This is a genomic window from Aeromonas sp. 3P, from assembly GCF_051919745.1.
Lineage (GTDB): Bacteria > Pseudomonadota > Gammaproteobacteria > Enterobacterales > Aeromonadaceae > Aeromonas > Aeromonas veronii.
In genome coordinates this window covers 638,481-660,503 of the sequence record NZ_JBQBED010000001.1, presented here as the reverse complement: position 1 = coordinate 660,503, position 22,023 = coordinate 638,481, and the positions used below count along the sequence as shown (strand labels likewise).

Sequence of the window (22,023 nt, the reverse complement as noted above, 5' to 3'; positions counted from 1 at the left end):
GAACAGGCGGCAGGGGCGAATGAAAACAGCAGGGGTATTTGATGCACTGGTCAGCACCGGCGCCCGGCTGGAGGACGCCTGCTGGCTCGAACCCGGGCTCGGGGTGGCCAGTTGGCGCAACTGCTATGACCAGACCCGTTATCACAAGCCGGGCCACCACACCCTGAGCGTCTATCTGCAGGGGGGCGAGCAGACCGAGCGACTCGATGGGCCGGGTGGCCACGGCGGCACCGGCAAGGTGTGCATCATGCCGGATCACCACAGATCCGAGTGGCTGGTGCGCGAAGAGTTTCGCTTCTTTCATCTCTACTTCACCCCGACTCACCTCACCCGTATCGCCGAGGAGGTGTGTGACAAGGAGGGGCGCCACCTGCAACTGGTGGACAAGACCTTTATCGACGATCCGCAGGCGGCCGGACTGGTGCAGCGCCAGTTGATGCAACTGCAGTGGCAGCACGGGGTCGATCGGCTGGCGCTTTCCCACGGCGCCTGGATGTTGATCCTCCACGCCTATCGCCACCACACCGAGGAGGCTCCCGGTTTGCCGCCTCTGCGCGGCGGGCTGGCGCCCGTGGTGATCAAGCGGGTGCAGGAGTATCTGCAGGCCCATCTGGCTGATTCGGTCACGCTGGCAGAGCTGGCGCAGCAGGCGGGGCTGAGCGAGTATCACTTTGCCCGCATGTTCGGCCAGAGTCTCGGCTGCCCGCCCCACCGCTATCTGCTGGGGCTGCGGCTCAAACGGGCTAAGCAGCTGTTGGCTGGCCCCGAGCCGCTGGCCAGCATCGCCAGTCAGTGTGGCTTCTCTTCCCAGGCACATTTCGGTAATCGTTTTCGCGAGGCGTTTGGTTTGACGCCGGGGCAGTGGCGGGCGCAATTGTCATCTTCTCGTCACAGATAACCCTGAGACTTTGGGCAAAAGAGGTGTACTCTCTACCACTTATCCATTGAAAGGAATGCCCATTGAATTATCGCAAACGTCAAATCCGTACCCGTCATCTCTGGTTCAGCCACTGGAATGCCCCGCAAGATCGCACCGCTGTCGTTACCCCTCCCGAACCTGCAGTGCCTCACAGTTCACGTTGAAAAAGCCCCGCCTGCGATAGGATTTTTCCGGTAACTTTGCCACTATTGCCCCATCACAATGATGTGGACATGGCTGGATGTTTCTGGAACGTATTGAAGTAAAAGGTTTTCGCGGGATTAATCGCCTGTCGCTCGGGCTGGATCAGACAACGGTGCTGATTGGTGAAAATACCTGGGGCAAATCAAGCCTGCTGCGCGCCCTCTGGTGTCTGCTGGGGCAGGATGCCGAGCCCTATCAGTTCACCGCCGAGGATTTTCACCAACCGGAAGATCCCGAACTGGCCCCGGCGCGCCACCTGCAACTGGTGCTCACCTTCAGTGAGCACAGACCCCAGATGTGTCAGCACTCCCGTCGGCTGGCCCGTCTTTGCCCCTCCTGGGTGCTGCACAAGGACAAATTCCACCGCATTCACTATCGCGCCAGCGCCGAGCTGCAGGCGGATGGCTCTGTGCTCACCATTCACGACTTTCTCGACGGGGTAGGCAAGAGCCTGCCCATTGCCAACACCCACGAGCTTGTCTGCATGCTCATCACCATGAACCCGGTGTTCCGGCTTCGGGACGCCCGTACCGCTCGCAACGGGGTGGAGACATTGCAGTGGGGTGATCTCTCCGAGCATCGCCTGAGCGAGCTGGCAGACAAGCTGATCGACGAACCCCAGCGGATCGGCGAGCCGGAGCTCAAAGAGGCGCTGCAGGCGGTGCGCCAGTTGATGGACCACTACTTCAACGCTCTGGCCCCCATCAAGAACAAGCCGCGCAGTCAGCGCGACATCATCAATCGCCCCATGACATTGCGCAATCCTGGCAACCTGCATACCCTGCTGCGCCGCGCCGATAACCGCGCCCTGCAGCTGGCAATGGCGGGGATGGCTGCGACCCTGTTGCAAGCGCGGGGCAACCGCGAGCTGGAGGAGGGGGCCCGCCCCATCATGATCCTGGAGGACCCGGAGAGCCGGCTGCACCCGACCATGCTGGCGCTGGCGTGGGGGCTGCTGGAACAACTGCCGGGCCAGAAGCTGCTCACCACCAACTCGGGGGACTTGCTCTCCTCCCTGCCTCTCAATCAGGTGCGGCGGCTGGTGCGCCGTCAACAGGATATCCTCTGTCACCAGCTGGGGGGCGAGCGTTACAGCAGCGACGATCTGCGCAAGATCGCCTTCCACGTGCGGATCAACCGCCCCATGTCGCTGTTTGCCCGTTGCTGGCTGCTGGTGGAGGGGGAGACCGAGATCTGGCTGCTCTCCGAGTTGGCGCAGATCTGCGGTTACAGTCTGCGGGCCGAAGGGGTGCGGATCATCGAGTTTGCCCAGTGCGGCCAGTCGCCGCTCATCAAGGTGGCGCGGGATTTTGGCATCGAGTGGCACCTGCTGACCGATGGCGACGAGGCGGGGCTCAAGTATGCCACCTCGGCCCGTGGCCAGCTCAAGGGCGAGCGGGAGCGGGACCGACTGACCCAACTCCCTGCCGCCGACATCGAGCACTACCTCTATCACAACGGTTTTGAAGCTGTGTTTCGTCGCGAGGCCGGGGTGGGTGGGCGCGCCATGTGGAGCGCCAGTCACATCATCAACAAGGCGATCCATCACCGCAGCAAGCCGGGAATGGCGCTGGCGGTGGTGGAAGAGGCGGAGCGGCTCGGCGCCGAGCATATTCCGCCGGTGATCCGCCAGATGTTTGCCCGGGTGGTGGCGCTGGCCCGCGGTCAGGGCTAAAGCCAGCTCTGCATCCCGTCACTATGGATATGGCTGCCAGCAGGGCGCCCCTCAAGGTGGGCTCTGCTGGCGGCAAATTGCCCCGGATTGTTTGCCCACGATTGTTTGTCGCGATTGGGGATAGCCGCCGGTTTGGGTATACTCGCCCCTCTCTGGCGCCCCGGTGGCGCACCTCGAATCTTTACTGCTGGAGGCGTCGTGTTCGTCCAACTCCCTTTTTGGCTCTTTCCCCTCACCGGATTGATGGCGCTTGGCGCCCTGATCGCCCTCGGCATCGTGCTGTGGCGCGGTGATATTTGCCCTGGCCAGCGCTCGCGCATCACTCAGCAGCTCTTCTCCATCTGGGTTATTACCGCGCTCTCCCTGATGCTGGCGGTCGAGGCCAAGGCGGCCAGTTGGCTTATCTGGAGTGGTGGTGTAGCACTGGTGCTCGGGGTTGGCTTGTCGCTGGCCCAGTCACGGCTGGAGGGCAAGCGTTCAGTCCCCTCGACACTGCTCTGGCTACCGGCGTTGCCGCTCGCTCTCTATGGCTTCGGGCTGCTGCAACTGCAGGGCTGGGTGAGCGGCCTGCTGCAGATGGCGATGCTGGGGGCGGCCTTTGCCCACCTGATGCTGCTGCGGGCCCGTCATCGTCTCAAGGCATTCAACACCCTGTTGCCGCTGGCCGGTCTGGTGGGGGCGATGGCCAGCCTTGTCTGGCTGGCAGTGCTGGTGGGCTGGCAAGGGGGTGAGGCCAATCTCGATGCCCTGATCCCGGCGGTGGTGACCCAGGCAGCGCTGCTGGTGGCCTCTCTGCTGCTCTGGTTCAGCCCACTCTACTTGCAGCGTGATACCGCGCCAGTGGTGGTCTCCACCTCCCTGTGTGGCCTGCTGATCGCCCAGATCGCCGCTACCAGCGTGTTGCACCAGCTGATCTGACACTGGCGCTGAAATGAGAAAGCCCCGAGCCAACACTCGGGGCTTTTGCATATCTGGCTTGCAGGTATCGCTGCTATCAATTCACAGCAATCGATCAATAGAAATCGTCGGCCCCGCAGATAAAGAGGCAACTGCTGCGCGGCTGGGCGAGATACTCCCGGGTTAATCCCTCCAGCGGCATGCCGAAGGTGCAGATATCTTGCGGCGAGGGGAGGGCGGTATCGAGGATCCGCCGCCAGTAGCCGCCGACCCCCTTGGGGGGGCTCGGCAGGTTGAAGGTGAGGGGCTCCCAGTAGGCGTTGAACAGCACATAGAGCGCCAGCTTGGTCTCGCTCGACAGCGCCGACATGGCGATGGCGTGGGAGTGGGGGCTGAAATCCGGTTGCCCGGCGTTGACCCCATGCCAGCAGATCTCGCTGTGGCGCAGGATCTCGGTGAGCGACAGCGGCATGCTCTCCTGCTCCGGGCGCTGGAACAGGTGTTTACGGTACTGGATCAGCTCCTTCATAAAGCGGAACATCTCCTGACTGCGGGCATTGGGCAGCCAGTTCATCCAGCAGGTGGCATTGTCCTGACAGTAGCCGTTGTTGTTGCCCTGCTGGGTGCGCAGCAGCTCGTCTCCCATCAGCAGCATGGGGGAGCCCACCGAGAGCAGGGTCGCCACCATCATGTTTTTGGCCTGACGCATCCGCAGGGCGTTGATCTGGGGATCTTCCGTTACCCCTTCATGGCCGTGGTTCCAGCTGAAGTTGTGATCGCAGCCGTCACGGTTCTCCTCCCCGTTGGCCTCGTTGTGCTTGCTGTTGTAACTGGCCCAGTCCCACAGGGTAAAACCGTCGTGGCAGGTAACGAAGTTGATGCTTTTCTCGGGATCGGCGTGGTGATAGTGGTAGATGTCGGGACTGCCGCACAGCCGCTCGACAAAGGCGGTGACGCTGTTGTCATCCCCGCGCAGGAAGCGGCGCACATCATCCCGGAACTGGCCGTTCCACTCACGCCAGCGGGCGCCGGCCAGTGACCCCACCTGATAGAGTCCCCCCGCGTCCCAGGCTTCGGCAATCAGCTTGATGTCGGCGATGTTGGGGTCGGTATCTATGGTGCGCAGGGTAGGCGCATTGGCCTGCGGTTGACCCGATTCATCCCGCGACAGAATGGCGGCCAGATCAAACCGAAAGCCATCGACGTGCATCTCCTGACGCCAGAAGTGGAGGCTGTCCATGATCATCCGAAGCACCACCGGATGAGCGCCGTTGAAGGTGTTGCCGCAGCCCGAATAGTTGGTGTCCTTCTGGTTGTTGTCGAGGATGTAGTAGGCCTCGTTGTCGATGCCGCGAAACGAGAAGGTGGGGCCATCATCACCCCCTTCGGCGGTGTGGTTGTAAACCACGTCCAGGATCACCTCGATATTGGCCTTGTGCAGCGCCTTGACCATGTCGCGAAATTCGGTCAGCGGATCATCGCCGCAGGCGTATTGGGCGTGGGGGGCGAAAAAGGACATGGGGCTGTACCCCCAGTAGTTGGAGAGTCCTTTGGGCGCATCCTGAGGATCGAACTGGAACACCGGCAGCAGCTCGACGGCGGTGACACCGAGAGATTGCAGATAGGGGATCTTCTCAATCAGCCCGAGATAGGTGCCACGTAGCGCCGGATCGACCCCGGAGCTCGGGGACTTGGTAAAGCCCCCCAGATGCAGTTCGTAGATCACCGAGCGGGAGAGGGAGTGAGCGGGCAGTTTGTCTCCTTCCCAGTCGTAGTGGCGAGTATCGACCACCTTGTTCTTGGCGCAACAAGCCAGATTGCTGCCGGGACGGGCCGCCGCCCATCGATCGTAATTGGCGCCAAGCTCGATGCTGCGGCCGTAAGGGTCGAGCAACACCTTCTCGGCATCGAAGCGGGTGCCGCCATATGGGCGCCACGGGCCCTGAATGCGATAGGCGTAACGCTGCCCGACCGAGATCCCCTCCACATGGATATGCCAGTAGTAGGCGGTGCGATTAAGGCGCGGGGAGAGGGGGATCACCTCGGGGGTCGCATCGTCTGCGCTTGCGAAGAGCAGCAGTTCGACCCGGCTGGCGAGGCGTGCCCAGATCGCAAAGTTGACGCCGTTACTGTCGGGTGTGGCCCCCAACTGACGGCAGTGACCGGCGGAGATGCGCATATTCTACCTACCCAAAATGAGGAGTGTTCACCTTATTGAGTGTAGTGCCGGATGCCTGGCAAGGACTCGATTGCCTGAAAAAACAGCATGATGCTGCTAATGACCGCACTATTTGTCCGATTAATCTACGAATAAACTTTTTTTGAGATATTTACTTGCAATCTGTGCGCTGGCGCCTATTATTGGCGACCTCAGACGCGGGGTGGAGCAGCCCGGTAGCTCGTCGGGCTCATAACCCGAAGGTCGTCAGTTCAAATCTGGCCCCCGCAACCATCTGAGATCCTGACCAGTCAAGCCGGTGTAACCGGTTGGTGGGAAAGGAGAAATCGAACTGGCTACTGCTCGGCCACTTCGAGAAAAATTCGGACGCGGGGTGGAGCAGCTCGGTAGCTCGTCGGGCTCATAACCCGAAGGTCGTCGGTTCAAATCCGGCCCCCGCAACCAACTCTTTCGTCAGCTTGCGATTGTGTAAACAGTCGAAAGCAGACAAACGCCACCAAGCTACTGCTCGGCTTGAGGGTGACAATTCGGACGCGGGGTGGAGCAGCTCGGTAGCTCGTCGGGCTCATAACCCGAAGGTCGTCGGTTCAAATCCGGCCCCCGCAACCAACTCTTTCGTCAGCTTGCGATTGTGTAAACAGTCGAAAGCAGACAAACGCCACCAAGCTACTGCTCGGCTTGAGGGTGACAATTCGGACGCGGGGTGGAGCAGCTCGGTAGCTCGTCGGGCTCATAACCCGAAGGTCGTCGGTTCAAATCCGGCCCCCGCAACCAACTTTTCGTCAGCTTGCGATTGTGTAAACAGTCGAAAGCAGACAAACGCCACCAAGCTACTGCTCGGCTTGAGGGTGACAATTCGGACGCGGGGTGGAGCAGCTCGGTAGCTCGTCGGGCTCATAACCCGAAGGTCGTCGGTTCAAATCCGGCCCCCGCAACCAACTCTTTCGTCAGCCTGCGATTGCGTAAACAATCGAAGGCAGACAAACACCACCAAGCTACTGCTCGGCTTGAGGGTGACAATTCGGACGCGGGGTGGAGCAGCTCGGTAGCTCGTCGGGCTCATAACCCGAAGGTCGTCGGTTCAAATCCGGCCCCCGCAACCAACTTTTTCGTCAGCCTGCGATTGTGTAAACAGTCGAAAGCAGACAAACGCCACCAAGCTACTGCTCGGCCTGAGGGTGACAATTCGGACGCGGGGTGGAGCAGCTCGGTAGCTCGTCGGGCTCATAACCCGAAGGTCGTCGGTTCAAATCCGGCCCCCGCAACCAACTTTCTGTACGTTCCCTTCCTGTATTGCCAATCATTGAACAATCCTTCTTGATGCTCGTCACCGTCTGGTGATTGCTGCTATTTCTGACGCTTTTTCAAGACCAAAACTGGTCGTATCAACCATTTGTTGGGTATCATCAGTTATCTCTTCATGGATGAGGCACGTGCCTGTGATCACTCCCTTCACCTATCTTCCTCCTGCTATTGAAAGCCGTGATGCCACGCTGGCCGAAGCCCTTGCCCAAGGGCTGCCGTTGCAACTGCTGCTGATCGCCGAAGAGCAGAAGGAGTCCTTGCTTTCGCTCCCCGCCCTTGTGGGTCTCCAGACCCAGCTTGCGCTGGGGAAAAAAGCACCCTTTACCCTGATGCATGGCAATACCCTGTTGCAGGTGATGTTTGTGGCCGGCAGTGTGACGCGGGATCACCGCCTCTATAAACAGATCAGAGGCTGGATTGCTCCTCTTTCTGGGCTCAATGTGGAGCGGCTCGGGCTGCATCTGGAAGGTTTTTCCCCCTCCGAGCGAGTGATGCTGGCCGAAGTGATGTTGTCGGCCCTGCTTGCCGCCAATATTTCGTTGCCCACCAGCAAGCGACGCAGTGAAAGCAGCTGGAGCTATCAGCAGATCAAGATTTCACCCGCAGTGGTGCTGGACTTGGCACGCCTTTACAGCGAAGCGGGGGGCAACGGGCTGGCTCGCCATCTGGCGGTGTTGCCTGCCTCCGAGCTGACGGCCGCCAGCTATCGCGAGTTTGTCAGCAAGCTGGCGCAAGATGAGGGGTGGCACTGCCATCACTATGATCAGGCACAGCTGGCCGAGCTGGGGGCGGGGGCGTTTCTGGCCGTTGCTCGTGGTTCGGAAGACAATCAGGGAGCCATGGTCAAGCTCAGCTACTACCCGCCCAAGCCGGTGCGCCGCATTGCGTTGGTGGGCAAGGGGATCTGCCACGACTCCGGCGGTTACAACCTCAAGGTCTCTGGCAGCATGTATGGCATGCATCTGGACATGGGGGGCAGCGCGGTGGCGCTGGGGGCCCTCTACGCCATCAGCCGAGCTCAGCTACCCTACGAGGTACACTGCTGGCTGGCCATTGCCGAGAACCATATCGGCCCTCACGCCTATCGCCCCGGTGAGGTGGTGACTGCCATCAATGGCACCTCCATCGAGGTGGTCGATACTGATGCCGAAGGGCGAATGGTATTGGCCGATACCCTGGCAATGGCGGTGCAGGATACTCCGGATCTGCTGCTCGATTACGCGACCCTGACCGGGGCCTGCAAACGGGCGCTGGGTAGCCGCTACAGCGGCGTCTTTACCAATCGCAGCGAATGGATGGCATCACTGGTCAATCTGGGTCAGCGCAGCGGTGAGCGGATCTGGCCCTTCCCGCTTGATGACGATTACGACGACAACATCGAGAGCGAGTGGGCCGATCTGTTGCAGTGTGCGCCGGGCAGTTCGCCGGATCACATCGATGCGGCCCGTTTCCTCGCCCACTTCGTGCCCGAGCAGACCCCCTGGCTGCACTTCGACCTGAGCGGTTTTCGCAACAAGGGGGGCAATGGGGTGGTCTCCAGCGAAGTGACCGGCTTTGGCGTGCGCCTCACGCTGGATCTGCTGGCCAGCCCGCTTGGCAGAGTTGGTCGCCAAGCCTCTGAACAATCTGAATGATTACAAGGATTTCTGTGAAACAACCAAGCTATGACTGGGTGCTGTTCGATTTGGATGAAACCCTGCTCGATTTTCCGGTCGCCTCCGCGCTGACGCATACCTTGCAGATCTATGGCGTACAGGCTGATGACGCCAGCATGGCGCAGTACCACGCCCTCAACCACGGGCTCTGGCAGCAGTACAACGACGGCGAGATCGATGCAACGGCGTTGCAGCAGACCCGCTTCTCCCTCTTTGCCCAGCAGGTTGCCGCCGATCCCATGGCGATGAACAACACCTTTCTGGAGCAAATCATTGCCCTTAGCATGCCTCTCGAAGGGGTGGTCGAGACCCTGCAGCAGTTGCGCAGCAAGGTGCGGATGGGGATCATCACCAATGGTTTCAGCGTGCCCCAGCGGGGGCGGCTCGGCAAACTGGGCTGGAGCGAGTGGTTCGAGCCGCTGGTGATCTCCGACGAGATCCGGGTGACCAAGCCAGCGCCAGCTATTTTCCAGCACACCCTCTCCCTGATGGGGCAGCCGGATCCTGCGCGGGTGCTGATGGTGGGGGATAATCCGAAAACCGATATTGCCGGGGCGGCGGCGCAGGGGCTGGCAACCTGCTGGTACAACCCGGCGCGGCAAGCGGGCGAGTGCGATGCCACACACGAAATCCACCACTTCACCCACCTTGCCGACATTGTGCTGGGACGCTGATAGCCAAGTTTAACTATCACGTTATCGGTGACCAAAACGTCCTGGCAAGTTGCAACCAGGGTTGTTTGAGACAGGATTGGGTTTGCTTGAGACAGTAAGGGGAGCTGATGCTCCCCTTACTTATGAGTGTTTTCCTGTGAATGCAGGGATCTGAACTGGTAGCGACCGAGGATCTGCTGATAGTCGGGACTCTGTTTCAATTGATCGATAGCCTGATTGATCCGCTGCAGTTGCGCCTCTGTGGTGCTCTCTTTGCTCAGCATCAGGTGAACCGGCGTGACTTCGATACGCAGCAGGGTATGCAGCTGATCCTGCGCTTCATCTTTACCCTGCCACCCCTGCAGTCCATGGGGATCCAGAATAAACCCCTGGATCCGTCCCCCTTGCAGCATCTTCAGCAGCTGATCCAGCCGCAGGCGCATCTGCAAGCGAGGCTGCAGCTCGGGCCTTGCCATCAACTGGCGGAAGGTATTGCCGTAATCAAAGCCCTTGAGCACCCCGATATGGAAGTCGGGGGTGTTGATCAACTGCTCGAGGGTGGTGATCCCGCGCCAGCGTTCGGCATCTTGCCGACGGATGATGATGGCCGTCTCCTCTTCCCGATAGGGGTGGCTGAAGCGGGCATATTGCTGCCGCTCGGCGGTGATATTGGCTGACATGGTCAGTTGAACCGTGCCGAATTTCAGCTCGTGCAGCACGCGAGCCCAGGGCATTTCACTGAATTTGGCCTGATAACCGGCCCGCAGGAAGATGGCGTTGAGCAGCTCCACATCCAGTCCACGGAGCTGTTGCTGTTCATTGCGATAACTGAAGGGCTGCCAGTCGACCCAGCCCACGACCAATGACTCCTGTGCCGTAGCCTGGCAACACAAACACCATAACAACAAGAGTCTGTACACAACGCATACCCTCGAACAGGCTGATACGGTGAGTATTGGACAGGAACGACGGAGTAACCAGTGCTGAGGGTTGAGCGGATGCACAGATGTGCATCCCTCACAGTTCGTGGGCGTGGAATCCCTTGCGATAACGGGTTTCACAGCGCGGGCAGCGTTGCAGGGTCGGATCCTGTTCCAGCTGTTCGATGGAAAGCGGCTCTTCACAATCGGAGCAGAGGCCATAGAGGCCGAGATCCATCTGGCAGAGTGCCGCATCGATCCGCTTGAGGCGGGCCACGCTCTGCTCTACTTTCGGCAGATCCAGCCGGCTGGTCAGTTCCACCAGTTGATCCTGCTCGCAGTGACCGACCTGTTCGGCCCACTCGTCACGGCGGCAGGCTTTAAGCTGACCGATCAGCGTTTCTCTTACTTGGGCCCAGTCTGACAGCAGGCGATTACGCCAGACAGTCAACTGTGCTTGCGTCATTTCACACACATTATCCCCCACAGGACAGACGACAGATTCGGGGCAGTATAGGGATCCGATAACTCTATCAAGATGATATGCGTCAAGTTAAACGTGGTTAGCCGTGGCTTTTGGCTGCTTGCAGCAGGGCATCGCGGATGGGAGCCGTCTCTTTGAGCACCCGGATCTCCTGAAACAGCAGGTCCGCTTCGGGATATTCCCGCTTGAGATAGCTGAACCACTGTTTGATGCGGCTGGGGTAGTAGTCGGCTTTTTCGCTGGCCAGATCCTGCTCGGTATAGCTCACCATCAACTGCAGCACCTCGGCCCAGCTCATGTGCGGGCAGCCGGTTTTCATCACGTTGGCCAGATTGGGCAGGGAGATGGCGCCGCGCCCGACCATCAGGGCACCGCAACCCGAGACCCTGGCGCAGGCGAGGGCATCTTTGTGATCCCAAATTTCGCCGTTGGCGGTGACTGGGATGGGCAGGGCGCGGCGAATGGCGTCCACATATTCCCAGTGGGCGGGGGCCTTGTACCCTTCGCGCTTGGTGCGCGCATGAACGGCCAGCTCGTTGGCGCCCCCCTGGAAGACCGCCTGAGCGTTCTCCAGATAGAGATCCTTGTCATCGTAACCGAGGCGAATTTTGGCGCTCACCGGCAGATGGGCGGGCACTGCGTCACGTACCGCCTTGACGATGCGGTAGATGGTCTCGGGCTCTTTGAGCAGCACCGCACCGCCCTTGCTCTTGTTGACCGTAGGGGCGGGACAGCCGAAGTTGAGATCGACGCCGGGGGAGCCCAGCTCGATGGCGCGCACGGCGTTCTCGGCCAGCCACTCGGGGTGTTGCCCCAGCAGTTGTACCCGCACCGGGGTGCCTGCGCGGGTTTTGCCATCTTGGAGCAGTTCAGGGCAGAGGCGGTAGAACACCTTGGCGGGCAGCAGCTGATCGACGACCCGGATAAACTCGCTCACGCAGAGATCGTAATCATTGACGGAGGTGAGTACCTCCCGCATCAGGTGATCCAGTACCCCCTGCATGGGGGCCAAAATAACGCGCATAACGGCTTTCCGACGAGAGTGGCAAGAAAAAAGAGCGCAGATTGTAGTGGGGTTGCGGCCCGCTGTCAGCACCCGCTCAAACTCTGTTAGGCTAGAGGGAGATAAATCACGCAAGGAGAAGGAATGAAGCGTTGGTGTCTGATGGCGCTCGGGTGGCTGGCATTTGCCACCGGTATTGTGGGCATTGTGCTGCCCCTGTTGCCGACTACCCCCTTCATGTTGCTGGCTGCCGCCCTGTTTGCCCGCTCGTCGCCCCGTTTTCATCGCTGGTTGCTGACCCATCCCTGGTTTGGCCCGCCCATCGTGGATTGGCAGCAGTATCGCGGCATTCGTCGTCAGGCCAGACGGCGCGCCATTATCTTCATTTTGCTCACCTTTTCGGTGTCGCTGGCGGTAGTGCCACTGCTGTGGGTCAAGGGGCTGCTGGTTGTCATAATGGTGATCCTGCTCACCTGGTTAATGCGTCTGCCAGTGCTGGAGCCAGTTGCAATGGTGAAGTGAAGTCCCTAAGCTATTGCAGCAATAATGCTATGGAGTCGGCCTGTCATTTTTGCGTGACAGGCTTTTTTATTTCCCGCAGAAGGGAATTGAGAAAAAATGGCCACCCCTGGGTCAAAAAAATAAGCGGTCAACACATGAATCCGGAAACCCTGAAATTTATCGAAGCAAGCATCAAGACCATTCCCGACTATCCGAAGCCGGGGATTCTGTTTCGTGACATTACCAGCCTGATCGAGAACGCCGAGGCCTTCAAGGCCACCATCGATCTGCTGGCCAATCATTATCGTGATCAAGGGATCACCAAGATTGTTGGCACCGAAGCTCGCGGCTTCATCTTTGGCGCGCCGGTTGCCTATGCCATGGGGCTGGGCTTCGTGCCGGTCCGCAAGCCGGGCAAGCTGCCGCGCGAAGTGATCGAGGAGTCCTATGCCCTCGAGTACGGCACCGACACCCTGCAACTGCACACCGATGCCATCGTACCCGGTGACAAGGTGCTGGTCGTGGACGATTTGCTGGCGACCGGTGGTACCGTCGATGCGACCGTCAAGCTGATCCGCCGTGCCGGTGGTGAAGTTGCCGATGCGGCCTTCATCATCTCCCTGCCGTCTCTGGGTGGCGATGCCCGCCTGACTGCCGCTGGCATCAAGGTGGTCTCACTGGTCGAGCTGGCCGGCGAGTAATGCCTCTTCGGCCCGATCCTCTGCATCGGGCCTGCGTTGAACCGGTGCCCTTGCGGGCATCGGTTTGAAAATCAAGCGATCCCTCCCGCTGTCACCGATAGCCGATACAGCCAGCCCGCCATTTGTGTTAGCATCCGGCCTCAATGCCCTGTCTTCCCTGCATGATGGATTTATGAGCTATCAGGTTCTGGCGCGCAAATGGCGCCCCCATACGTTTGAACAAGTGGTAGGCCAGCAACATGTGCTGACCGCCTTGACCAACGCCCTGGATCAGGGACGGCTGCATCACGCCTATCTGCTGAGCGGTACCCGTGGGGTCGGCAAGACCACCATCGCCCGTATTCTGGCCAAGAGCCTCAACTGCGAGCAGGGGATCAGCAGCCACCCGTGCGGCGTCTGTGATACCTGCCGCGAGATCGATCAGGGCAACTTTGTCGACCTGCTGGAGATTGACGCGGCGTCCCGCACCAAGGTGGAAGATACCCGCGAGCTGCTCGACAACGTGCAGTACCGTCCAGCCCGCGGCCGCTTCAAGGTCTACCTCATCGATGAAGTGCACATGTTGTCGCGTCACAGCTTCAACGCGCTGCTGAAAACCCTGGAAGAGCCCCCCCTATGTGAAGTTTCTGCTGGCCACCACGGATCCGCAGAAGCTGCCCATTACCATCCTCTCGCGCTGTCTGCAGTTTCATCTGAAGAGTCTGGATCAGACCCAGATCGCCAAGCAGCTCGAATGGGTGCTGGATCAGGAGGGGCAGCCATTCGAACCGCGCGCCCTGCTGGCCTTGGCCAAAGCGGCTGACGGCAGTATGCGCGATGCCCTGAGCCTGACTGATCAGGCGCTGGCTCACGGCAACGGCAGCGTCCGCCTCGACAGCGTGTTGACGATGTTGGGCACGCTCGATCACCGTCATCTGCACCAGCTGCTGGAAGCCATCCTGCGGCAGGATGCGCCGGCGACCATGGCCAAGATCAGCGAGATCGCTACTCTGGGTCCCGATTTTGATCAGCTTCACGCCGAGCTGGAAGGGCTGCTGCATCGTATCGCCATGGCCCAGCTGCTACCCGCCAGCGTGCAGGAGCAGGGGGCGGATGCTGATGCCCTGCTGCAAATGGCCAAGGCGATGAGCCCGGAAGAGGTGCAACTCTGCTACCAGATTGTGCTGGGTGGCCGCAAAGATCTGCCTTGGGCCCCCGATGGCCGCACCGCGCTGGAGATGACCTGCCTGCGGATGCTCGCCTTCTCGCCAAGGCGCGATGCCCTGCATCCTGCCAGCCTCACCGCATTGCCCCCGTCAATGACGAGCAGTGCAACTCCGGTAGTCTCTTTGCCGGGAAAGCGCCCGGCCGCTGAATCGGCCGAACTGGCACCGATCAGCGGCGCCGTACCCGCACCGCTAGCCAGCCCTGTTGCCAGCACACCTGTTGCCAACAGTGCAGTGCCCGCGGTTGATGTCTCCCTGCCTGCGATGGTGGATGACATCGGCAACCCCGCCGATAGCGAGGAGGAGGCGCAAGCCATCGAGCTGTTCAGCCAGCAGGATGAGTTGCTGCGTGAAGCCGCAGGCATGGGGTATCAACCCGAGCCCGCGTTGCCACATGTGCAGCCGGATGTGCCGGCTCACTCAGCCGCACAGCACGTTGATGCTGATCGATCATCTGCCGCAGCCGATACGGACTATTCCCGTGGCGAGTCGCTGACCGCCGCCTTCGAGCCCGCGTTCGAACCGACAACCGCGCCGGTTACCGTACCTGCAGCTGTTTCAGCGGTATCGAGCATGCAGAGCCTGCTTGGCAAGCGAAATATGCTGCGCAGCCGCCAGCGTGGTCAGGATGCCCCGGCGGCGCCGCGTGCAGTGCCGGTTGCACCAGCTCGCCCTGTCGCGCCCGCTGTTGCACCGGTCGTCACCCAACAGCCAGCTCCGGTCGGCCAACCGGCCGGGCAGGGGATGGCGACGATGGGGCACTATAATGATCTGCCGCCAGTGGATCTCTATGGCGACGGTTACGAGCCGCAGGGTGACAACGGGGAGTACGAAGAGTACCTCAATCAGAGCTTTGTCGAGCAGACTCCGGCCATGAGCCACGCCCCCGTTACGGCACCGGCCCAGTCAACCGATCTGCCCCCTTGGGATCTCGATGGGCAGCCGAGCTATCGACCCGGCGAGCCCGGCTCTGTGGCGCCTGCGGTGACGCCTGCCCCAGTGCCCCAGCCGGTCGCCCCCGTTGCTACCACGGTGCTGGCTGCTGCCCCTGTGGCGCAGAGCGAGCCCGCCCAGCCGGCGATGGAAACCATCGACTGGGATGAGCTCGAGAGCGACAGCGAGCCGCAAGAGGGAGAGGCGACCCGCCTTATCCCCTCCTCGCTGCTCAATGGTTGTGGCGATGCTTGGGCCGAGTTGATTGCCCACACCCAGGTGGGTGGTCGGCTGCGCCAGCTGGCCATCAACTCGGTGATGACGCGGGAAGGGGACAAGGTGTTGCTGACCCTCAAGCCCGAGCAGCGCCATCTGGTTAGCGACAAGGCGCGCGCCGATCTGGCCGAGATCATCGGCCCGGCACTGGGGCAACCGGTGCAGGTCGAGGTAACGCTCGGCGTGGTGCCTGACCAGGAGACCCCCCTCGAGATCGAACACCGCCTCTATCTCGGGGTGCGCGAGCAGGTGAGCCGGGATCTGGAGCAGGATCCCAACGTACAGTTTTTAGTTCAGCGGTTTGGTGCCGTGCTCCATCATGAGAGCATTGAGCCCCTCAACCGCTAAATTCCGTGGCCGGGAGCTCGCTTCCGGTTGAAAAGCAGTTTGGCTGTCCCCATCTAGGACAGACAAGCCCACAGCCCGGCGCTGGATGCCGGATTTCAAGACGAGAGACGACATATGTTTGGTAAAGGTGGAATGGGGAACCTGATGAAACAGGCCCAACAGATGCAAGAGCGTATGCAGAAGGCGCAGGAGCAGCTGGCTCAGATGGAAGTGACCGGTGAAGCCGGTGCCGGCATGGTCAAGGTCACCATGACCGGTAGCCACAGCGTCCGTCGCATCGAGATCGATCCCTCCCTGATGGAAGATGACAAGGAACTGCTGGAAGATCTGGTCGCCGCCGCGTGCAACGATGCCGTGCGTCGTGTGGAAGAGCAGAACAAAGCCAAGATGGGCGAACTGACCGGTGGCATGCAACTGCCGCCAGGCTTCAAGATGCCGTTCTAAGGCGACTCTCCCCGCGCATTCTTGCTCCCTTGTCGCTGGCCATTCGGGTCACGGTAAGGAGGACGGCCGAGAGACCCAAAGACGCAGCGTTATTGCTCAGGCTATACGCTGCGTTTTTTATGGGCGCCATGCTGGCGTGGACGGGCTCTAACTATCCCTTCTGGGTCGAGGTTGCTACAGCACAGGCCGATTGCGCCATGAAACGCAGCGCCTTGCGCTATTTGTCGATACCCGCTATCGGATATCCCGGTTTGGCGTGGCCGGGTGGGATCGGCATAATGGCGGCTTGCCGTATTGAGGAGATTGTATGAAATATATCGGAGCCCACGTCAGTGCGGCCGGCGGGGTGGAGAATACCATCGCCCGCGCCCAGGCCATCGGGGCCAACGCGTTTGCCCTCTTTACCAAGAATCAACGTCAGTGGCAGGCGGCCCCCTTGTCGGATGCCACCATCCATGCCTTCAAGGCGGCCTGTGACAAGGCCGGTTTTCTGCCGGAGCAGATCCTGCCCCACGACAGCTACCTCATCAATCTGGGTCATCCCGATCCCGATGGTCTGGCCAAATCCCGTGACGCGTTTCTCGATGAGATGAAGCGCTGCGAGCAGCTGGGGCTTTGCTATCTGAACTTCCACCCCGGTAGCCATCTCAAGCAGATCCCAGAGGCGGCTAGCCTCAAGCTGGTGAGCGAGTCCATCAACTGGGCGCTGGAGCGCAGTGAAGGGGTGACGGCAGTCATTGAGAACACCGCCGGGCAGGGGACCAACCTCGGCTGGTCGTTCGAGCATCTCGCCACCATCATCGAGGGGGTGGAGGACAAGAGCCGAGTCGGGATCTGTTTCGATACCTGCCACGCCTTTGCTGCCGGTTATGATCTGCGTAGCGCAGAGAGTTGTGCTGCCGTCTTTGCCGAGTTCGACCGCACGGTGGGTTTTCACTATCTCAAGGGGATGCATATCAACGGCGCCAAGTGCACCTTCGGCAGCAGGGTCGATCGCCACCACAGCCTGCGGGAGGGCAATCTGGGGGAGGCGGTATTCCACCACATCATGAATGATGATCGCTTCGATCGCATTCCGCTGATCCTCGAGACCATCGATGAGTCCATCTGGGGCGAGGAGATCAGCTGGTTGCGCAGTCTGGCGCCGTGATACCGAGCAAGCGAATCAAAGAGAGGGTGCCGTGTCCCCCTCTCTGCTTTTTCCTTCATGAGCGTGCGGGGCTGTCAGTAGCGCTCCGAGCAGGCGTTACTCTAAGCTGATCACCTCGGCATCGTTCACCTGAGCCCGGCAGAAGTGGATAAAGTGGCGCAGGGAGGTGGAGTGGTACTTCTGTTTATGCCAGATAAGGGAGAGCTGGCGCGGGAAGCGGCGGGAGAGGGGCAGGGCGATCAGCCGACCATTTTTGAGCCGATCGGAGGCTGCCAGCCGGGAGATAAAGGAGATACCAAGCCCTTTCTCCACCGCCAGCATCACCGCCTCCAGAGTGTTGAGCTCAAGCCCTGCTTGCCAGCGGGGTAGCTCGGGCTGGATCTGCTGGATAAACTGCTCGCGGCTGCCAGATTGTGCTTCACGCAGCACCCAGGTCTCGCCACCCAGTCGGGAGAGAGGGAGATTCATCTTGTTGGCAAGAGGGTGACCAGGTGGGGCCACTACCAACATCTCGTCTTGCAACCAGGGTTCGGCGAGCAGGTCGGGGTGGTGGTTATCCCCCTCGATCAGTGCCATATCCAGTTCGAAGTTGGCCAGCGCATGGCAGAGCAGGTGAGTGTTGTTGATGGTTACCTTGGGGGGGAGCCCCAGCTCCTGTTTGCTGCTGGCGAGCAGGCTCGGTAGCAGGTAGTTGCCGATGGTCTGGCTGGCGCCAAGGCGTAGTTGGCCACTCGACTCGGCATCGGGACTGAACAGGTTCTCGATATCCTGCATCCGGGTCAACAGCTCTTCGGCGGCCGGTTGCAGCAAGCGCCCCTCGTTGTTGAGCTGTAATCTGGGGTGAATACGGTCAAACAGCGGGGTGGAGAGTTGGCGCTCCAACTCCTGCAGCGACTGGGAAACGGCTCCTTTGCTCAGACAGAGCTCGTTGGCGGCAAGGCCAAGGTTTCCATAACGGGCAATGGTGGCGAACACTTTCAGCTGCTGCAGGGTCAGTTTCATCGTGTTTGGTTTTCCTGAATGATTGATTTAATTCATTTAGATATCGTAAACGATAAGGGGGCATTATCCTATCGCCATAGTCATCAATAGAAAGGTGTCATCATGATCGCAAGAACCCGTAAATCACTGGCTGCCGCCCCAACCCCCATGGCGGGTCTGGCGCTGGGCATCGCCAGCCTTGGTTGGTGTTGGGAAAATGCCGGTCACTTCGATGGCCGGATGCAACTGCTGGGTGCCGCCATTGCGGCCGTGCTGCTGGTGATCCTGACCTTCAAGTTTCTGCTTCACCCCCGCCTGCTGTTGCAGGATCTCGCTCACCCTGTGGTGGGCAGTGTGGTACCGACCTATGCCATGGGCACCATGGTGGTCTCCAAAGCGCTGGGTATGATTGCGCCGCAAGCGGGCGAGGCCCTCTGGCTGTTTGCCGTGGCGGTTCACCTGCTGTTCCTGGCCACTTTTATCTGGCATCGCGCCAAAGAGTTTGAAATCCACCACATGGTGCCGAGCTGGTTCGTGCCGCCGGTGGGGATCATCGTGGCTGACGTCGCCTTCCCGGGTGGTCAATTTGCCCCGCTGGCCAACGGTCTGCTCTGGTTCGGGATCATCTGCTATGGCCTGATGCTGCCGCTGATGCTCTATCGCCTGATCTTCAGCCATGAAGTGCCGGATGCCGCCAAACCGACCATCGCCATTCTGGCTGCTCCTGCCAGCCTTTCTCTGGCCGGTTACCTGACCGTCAGCCAGGAGCCGTCGCTGCTGCTGGTGGCCGTATTGTTGGGGATCGCCATCCTGATGACAGGCATCATCTATCTAGCCTTCATCAAACTGCTGCGTCTGCCCTTCTCGCCGGGTTATGCCGCCTTCACCTTCCCGCTGGTGATCGGTGCCACCGCTCTGTTCAAAGTGGCTCATCTGGTTGAAGGGTTTGCGCAAGGGAGTCACTACGTCGAGCAGATCAGACTGCTGGCCCACTTCGAGCTGGGGGTGGCTACCATCATCGTCGGTTATGTGGCACTGCGTTATCTGATGTTTTTTCTGCCGCAGCGAGAGGTCGTGGTAAGTCACGGTATGTCCCATCAGGGTGGCCACCGTTAAGCAAGACGCCTGACCTGGCTGGTCGTTCAACGGATTAATCAGCAAACAAAATGCTCCGCAATGCGGGGCATTTTTTTACCTTTTCGCCACTTCTGTCATATGGTTCCGTCTTTTGCGCGTGTGAGTGCGGATTTAACTGGTATTACCTGTCAGGGTGACTACAATGCACCACCATTTTGATGTAAGCCGTGAATCATGCCGCCCCAAGATCCCCTGTTCAACCCCATTTTTGAGTCTCGTTTCCTTTACCCCCGTTACTGGTTCAGTTGGTTGGCACTCGGCGTGCTGATGGTGCTTGCGTTTGTTCCGGTGCGTCTGCGTGACCGGTTGGCAGATTGGCTGGCTCCGCTGGTGTTTCGGATTTCGAAAAAACAGCTCTATATCGCCAGAATCAACTTGGAGGTCTGCTTTCCGCACAAGAGCCTGGCCGAGCGCGACGCCATCGCATTGACCTCGATCCGGGTCGGCCTTAAGAGTTTGTTGGGATTTGGCGAGTTCACCATGCGCAGCCAGCGTTATCTGATGAGCCGGATGCTGGTGAGCGGTTGGGAACATATCGAGGCGGAACGTGCCGCCGGTCGTCCGGTGATCCTGGTGGTGCCCCACACCTGGCCGGTTGATGCCGCAGGCTATTGCTTTACCCAGCGCGGGGTGTCTATGTGCACCATGATGAAACGGGCGCGCAATCCGGTGTTTGACTGGCACCTTAACCGGGCGCGGGCCAGGAACGGTTGCCGCGTCTATGAGCGCAGCGCCGGGATCAAGGCGGTGATCAGAACCATCAAGAGCGGTCGCAGCTTCTTCTATCTGCCGGATCAGGATCATGGCCGCGAGAAGAGCATCTTCGCCCCCTTCTTTGACTATCCCAAGGCGACCCTGCCAGCCTTGCCCCGTTTGGTCCAGGTGAGTGGTGCCAAGGCAGTGCCGTTGCTCGCCTGCTATGACGAAGCGAGCCACTGCTATCGGCTGGAGATCGAGGCTCCGTTCGACAACTATCCCTCCGGGGATGTGCTGGCCGATACCTGTCGGATGAACGACATGGTGCAACAGCAACTGACGCGCCACCCGGGTCAGTACATGTGGTTCCTCAAGATCTTCGATACCCGTCAGGAGCAGGAGGGAATGGATGGCCTCTACGAAGAGGGGATTAGACGGATCCGCAAGGGATTATTGCCTCACGACTGACCCTTGCTCTGCATTTATTGGTGTGGTGTCAAAAGAGTCATTTATTGTGATGGCTCGTCTGATCAGTGCTTAGCAGGTCGGCGGTCTGGCACCTTAGGCTAGAAAAAAATATCAGGATAACTACAATAACCGTTTGTTTTTGATGACTTGATGGCCGCCATGTCCGCATTAGATCCGGTATTTGATACCTCATTTCATACTCGCCTGCTGCATCCCAAATGGTGGGGCAGCTGGTGTGCGCTGGGCCTGCTCTCTTTGCTGGCATTTACCCCTGCGAGGGTGCGAGATCGCTTTGCCGATCTGGTTTCGCCGACCCTGCTGCGTTTTTCGAAAAAGCAGGCCTATATCGCCGATACCAACCTCAAGATCTGCTTTCCTGGGCTGGATGCCGCCGCCCGACAGGCGTTGTTGCTTAAGTCGATCCGGGTCGGGCTCAAGACCTTTATGGGTTTTGGCGAGCTTAGCTGGCGCAGCAAAACGCATCTTGCTCGCCGCGTCAAGGTGAGCGGCTGGGAGCATGTGCAAGCGGAGCAGGCCGCTGGCCGACCGGTGATCCTGGTGGTGCCTCATACCTGGGCGGTCGATATGATTGGTCGTTACTTCTCCATGATGGGCATCAATATGTGCACCATGATGAAGAGCCCCAAGGATCAGGTGTTCGACTGGTACATCAACCGCGAACGAGCCAAAGCAGGCAAGGTGTATGAACGCAGCGTCGGTATCAAGCCGGCGATCAAGGCGATCCGCGCTGGAGCCAGCTTCTTCTATCTGCCGGATCAGGATCACGGCCGCGAGGCGAGCGTATTTGTTCCCTTTTTCGGCCGCCCCAAGGCAACCCTGCCTGCCCTGCCCAAGCTGGTGAAGCTGACCGGTGCCAGAGCCGTGCCCATCTTCGCCAGCTATGACGAGGATGAGGGACGCTATCTGCTGGAGATCGAGCCGCCGTTTGACCCTTATCCCACCGCCGATCTGCTGGCAGACGTCAATGCCATGAACCGGGTGGTGGAGATGCAGGTGGCCCGCCATCCCGAGCAGTACATGTGGTTTCTCAAGATCTTCGAAACCCTGGAGCATCAGGAGGGGGATGACGGACTCTATGAAGCGGGGATCCAGCGCATTCGTCAGGGCTTGCCGCCCGAACCTTGAAAATTGGCCCGCTTGCGGGCCATTTTTGTTGGCACAGGCGCCTTTCGTATTTGGTCTGCTGCTGGTGGTTTTTAAGGCGAACGGGTGGACAAAAACAGCGCAAACAGGGGATAACAGGGTGTCTTATGAAAGGGAGAGGCAGG

17 protein-coding genes, 7 tRNA genes and 1 pseudogene are annotated in these 22,023 nt (G+C 60.0%); 20 read left to right on the top strand and 5 right to left on the bottom strand.

Annotation, left to right across the window (positions count from 1 at the left end; genetic code table 11):
- Positions 1-19: 19 nt before the first annotated feature.
- The 3 genes from ACTG19_RS02985 (at position 20) to ACTG19_RS02975 (ending at position 3,716) form a co-directional block, all read left to right on the top strand.
- Complete coding sequence (locus tag ACTG19_RS02985) at positions 20-898, top strand: helix-turn-helix domain-containing protein (protein ID WP_139746712.1); 879 nt, start codon at positions 20-22, stop codon at positions 896-898.
- Between the two features lie 262 nt (positions 899-1,160).
- Positions 1,161-2,798, top strand: coding sequence for an ATP-dependent endonuclease (locus tag ACTG19_RS02980; RefSeq protein WP_005333463.1), 1,638 nt, complete (start codon positions 1,161-1,163; stop codon positions 2,796-2,798).
- Positions 2,799-2,996: 198 nt separating this feature from the next.
- Positions 2,997-3,716 carry a hypothetical protein gene (locus ACTG19_RS02975; RefSeq protein WP_439988713.1) on the top strand — a complete coding sequence of 240 codons (720 nt, stop codon included), beginning with the start codon at positions 2,997-2,999 and terminating at the stop codon, positions 3,714-3,716.
- A gap of 94 nt (positions 3,717-3,810) precedes the next feature.
- On the opposite strand, the gene glgX is transcribed toward ACTG19_RS02975, so the two are convergent.
- Positions 3,811-5,874 carry a glycogen debranching protein GlgX gene (gene glgX / locus ACTG19_RS02970; protein WP_439988712.1) on the bottom strand — a complete coding sequence of 688 codons (2,064 nt, stop codon included), beginning with the start codon at positions 5,872-5,874 and terminating at the stop codon, positions 3,811-3,813.
- 196 nt (positions 5,875-6,070) lie between these two features.
- Between glgX and ACTG19_RS02965 the strand changes: the two genes are divergently transcribed.
- The 9 genes from ACTG19_RS02965 to yjjG all read left to right on the top strand — a co-directional run bounded on the left by ACTG19_RS02965 (position 6,071) and on the right by yjjG (position 9,508).
- Positions 6,071-6,147: transfer RNA gene (locus tag ACTG19_RS02965), tRNA-Met, on the top strand.
- 94 nt (positions 6,148-6,241) lie between these two features.
- Positions 6,242-6,318 (top strand) — tRNA-Met (locus tag ACTG19_RS02960).
- Positions 6,319-6,406: 88 nt separating this feature from the next.
- A tRNA-Met gene (locus ACTG19_RS02955) sits at positions 6,407-6,483 on the top strand.
- Positions 6,484-6,571: 88 nt separating this feature from the next.
- A tRNA-Met gene (locus ACTG19_RS02950) sits at positions 6,572-6,648 on the top strand.
- Between the two features lie 87 nt (positions 6,649-6,735).
- Positions 6,736-6,812 (top strand) — tRNA-Met (locus ACTG19_RS02945).
- Between the two features lie 88 nt (positions 6,813-6,900).
- Positions 6,901-6,977, top strand: a tRNA-Met gene (locus tag ACTG19_RS02940).
- 88 nt (positions 6,978-7,065) lie between these two features.
- Positions 7,066-7,142: transfer RNA gene (locus tag ACTG19_RS02935), tRNA-Met, on the top strand.
- Between the two features lie 171 nt (positions 7,143-7,313).
- Positions 7,314-8,813: a M17 family metallopeptidase gene (locus ACTG19_RS02930; protein ID WP_439989588.1), complete on the top strand. Its 1,500-nt coding sequence runs from the start codon at positions 7,314-7,316 to the stop codon at positions 8,811-8,813.
- 14 nt (positions 8,814-8,827) lie between these two features.
- On the top strand, positions 8,828-9,508 hold the full coding sequence (gene yjjG, locus ACTG19_RS02925; protein ID WP_076491983.1) for a pyrimidine 5'-nucleotidase: 681 nt from the start codon (positions 8,828-8,830) through the stop codon (positions 9,506-9,508).
- Between the two features lie 116 nt (positions 9,509-9,624).
- Here yjjG and ACTG19_RS02920 read toward each other — a convergent pair whose 3' ends face one another.
- The 3 genes from ACTG19_RS02920 to dusC form a co-directional block, all read right to left on the bottom strand.
- Positions 9,625-10,344, bottom strand: coding sequence for a substrate-binding periplasmic protein (locus tag ACTG19_RS02920; RefSeq protein ID WP_439988711.1), 720 nt, complete (start codon positions 10,342-10,344; stop codon positions 9,625-9,627).
- A 160-nt stretch (positions 10,345-10,504) separates the two neighbouring features.
- A complete protein-coding gene (locus ACTG19_RS02915) occupies positions 10,505-10,873 on the bottom strand; it encodes a TraR/DksA family transcriptional regulator (RefSeq protein WP_005333451.1) in 369 nt (122 codons plus the stop codon).
- Between the two features lie 97 nt (positions 10,874-10,970).
- A complete protein-coding gene (gene dusC, locus ACTG19_RS02910; RefSeq protein ID WP_204381018.1) occupies positions 10,971-11,915 on the bottom strand; it encodes a tRNA dihydrouridine(16) synthase DusC in 945 nt (314 codons plus the stop codon).
- 123 nt (positions 11,916-12,038) lie between these two features.
- On the opposite strand from dusC, the gene ACTG19_RS02905 reads away from it, so the two are divergent.
- The 5 genes and pseudogenes from ACTG19_RS02905 (at position 12,039) to nfo (ending at position 17,452) form a co-directional block, all read left to right on the top strand.
- Complete coding sequence (locus ACTG19_RS02905; RefSeq protein WP_005352406.1) at positions 12,039-12,416, top strand: YbaN family protein; 378 nt, start codon at positions 12,039-12,041, stop codon at positions 12,414-12,416.
- A gap of 134 nt (positions 12,417-12,550) precedes the next feature.
- On the top strand, positions 12,551-13,096 hold the full coding sequence (gene apt / locus ACTG19_RS02900; protein ID WP_005352403.1) for an adenine phosphoribosyltransferase: 546 nt from the start codon (positions 12,551-12,553) through the stop codon (positions 13,094-13,096).
- Between the two features lie 172 nt (positions 13,097-13,268).
- Positions 13,269-15,858 (top strand): annotated as a pseudogene (gene dnaX / locus ACTG19_RS02895) (DNA polymerase III subunit gamma/tau).
- A gap of 114 nt (positions 15,859-15,972) precedes the next feature.
- Positions 15,973-16,302 carry a YbaB/EbfC family nucleoid-associated protein gene (locus ACTG19_RS02890; RefSeq protein ID WP_005333445.1) on the top strand — a complete coding sequence of 110 codons (330 nt, stop codon included), beginning with the start codon at positions 15,973-15,975 and terminating at the stop codon, positions 16,300-16,302.
- A 307-nt stretch (positions 16,303-16,609) separates the two neighbouring features.
- Entirely contained in the window at positions 16,610-17,452 is an 843-nt protein-coding gene (gene nfo, locus ACTG19_RS02885) for a deoxyribonuclease IV (protein ID WP_439988710.1), read from the top strand.
- Between the two features lie 96 nt (positions 17,453-17,548).
- Here the strand turns inward: nfo and ACTG19_RS02880 are convergent, their stop codons facing one another.
- Entirely contained in the window at positions 17,549-18,454 is a 906-nt protein-coding gene (locus tag ACTG19_RS02880) for a LysR substrate-binding domain-containing protein (protein ID WP_439988709.1), read from the bottom strand.
- 102 nt (positions 18,455-18,556) lie between these two features.
- Here ACTG19_RS02880 and ACTG19_RS02875 point away from each other — a divergent pair, with 102 nt between their 5' ends.
- The 3 genes from ACTG19_RS02875 (at position 18,557) to ACTG19_RS02865 (ending at position 21,880) form a co-directional block, all read left to right on the top strand.
- Positions 18,557-19,549: a TDT family transporter gene (locus ACTG19_RS02875; protein WP_439988708.1), complete on the top strand. Its 993-nt coding sequence runs from the start codon at positions 18,557-18,559 to the stop codon at positions 19,547-19,549.
- Positions 19,550-19,744: 195 nt separating this feature from the next.
- Positions 19,745-20,734 carry a lipid A biosynthesis (KDO)2-(lauroyl)-lipid IVA acyltransferase gene (locus ACTG19_RS02870; RefSeq protein ID WP_439988707.1) on the top strand — a complete coding sequence of 330 codons (990 nt, stop codon included), beginning with the start codon at positions 19,745-19,747 and terminating at the stop codon, positions 20,732-20,734.
- Positions 20,735-20,884: 150 nt separating this feature from the next.
- Positions 20,885-21,880 carry an LpxL/LpxP family acyltransferase gene (locus ACTG19_RS02865; protein ID WP_439988706.1) on the top strand — a complete coding sequence of 332 codons (996 nt, stop codon included), beginning with the start codon at positions 20,885-20,887 and terminating at the stop codon, positions 21,878-21,880.
- Positions 21,881-22,023: the final 143 nt, after the last annotated feature.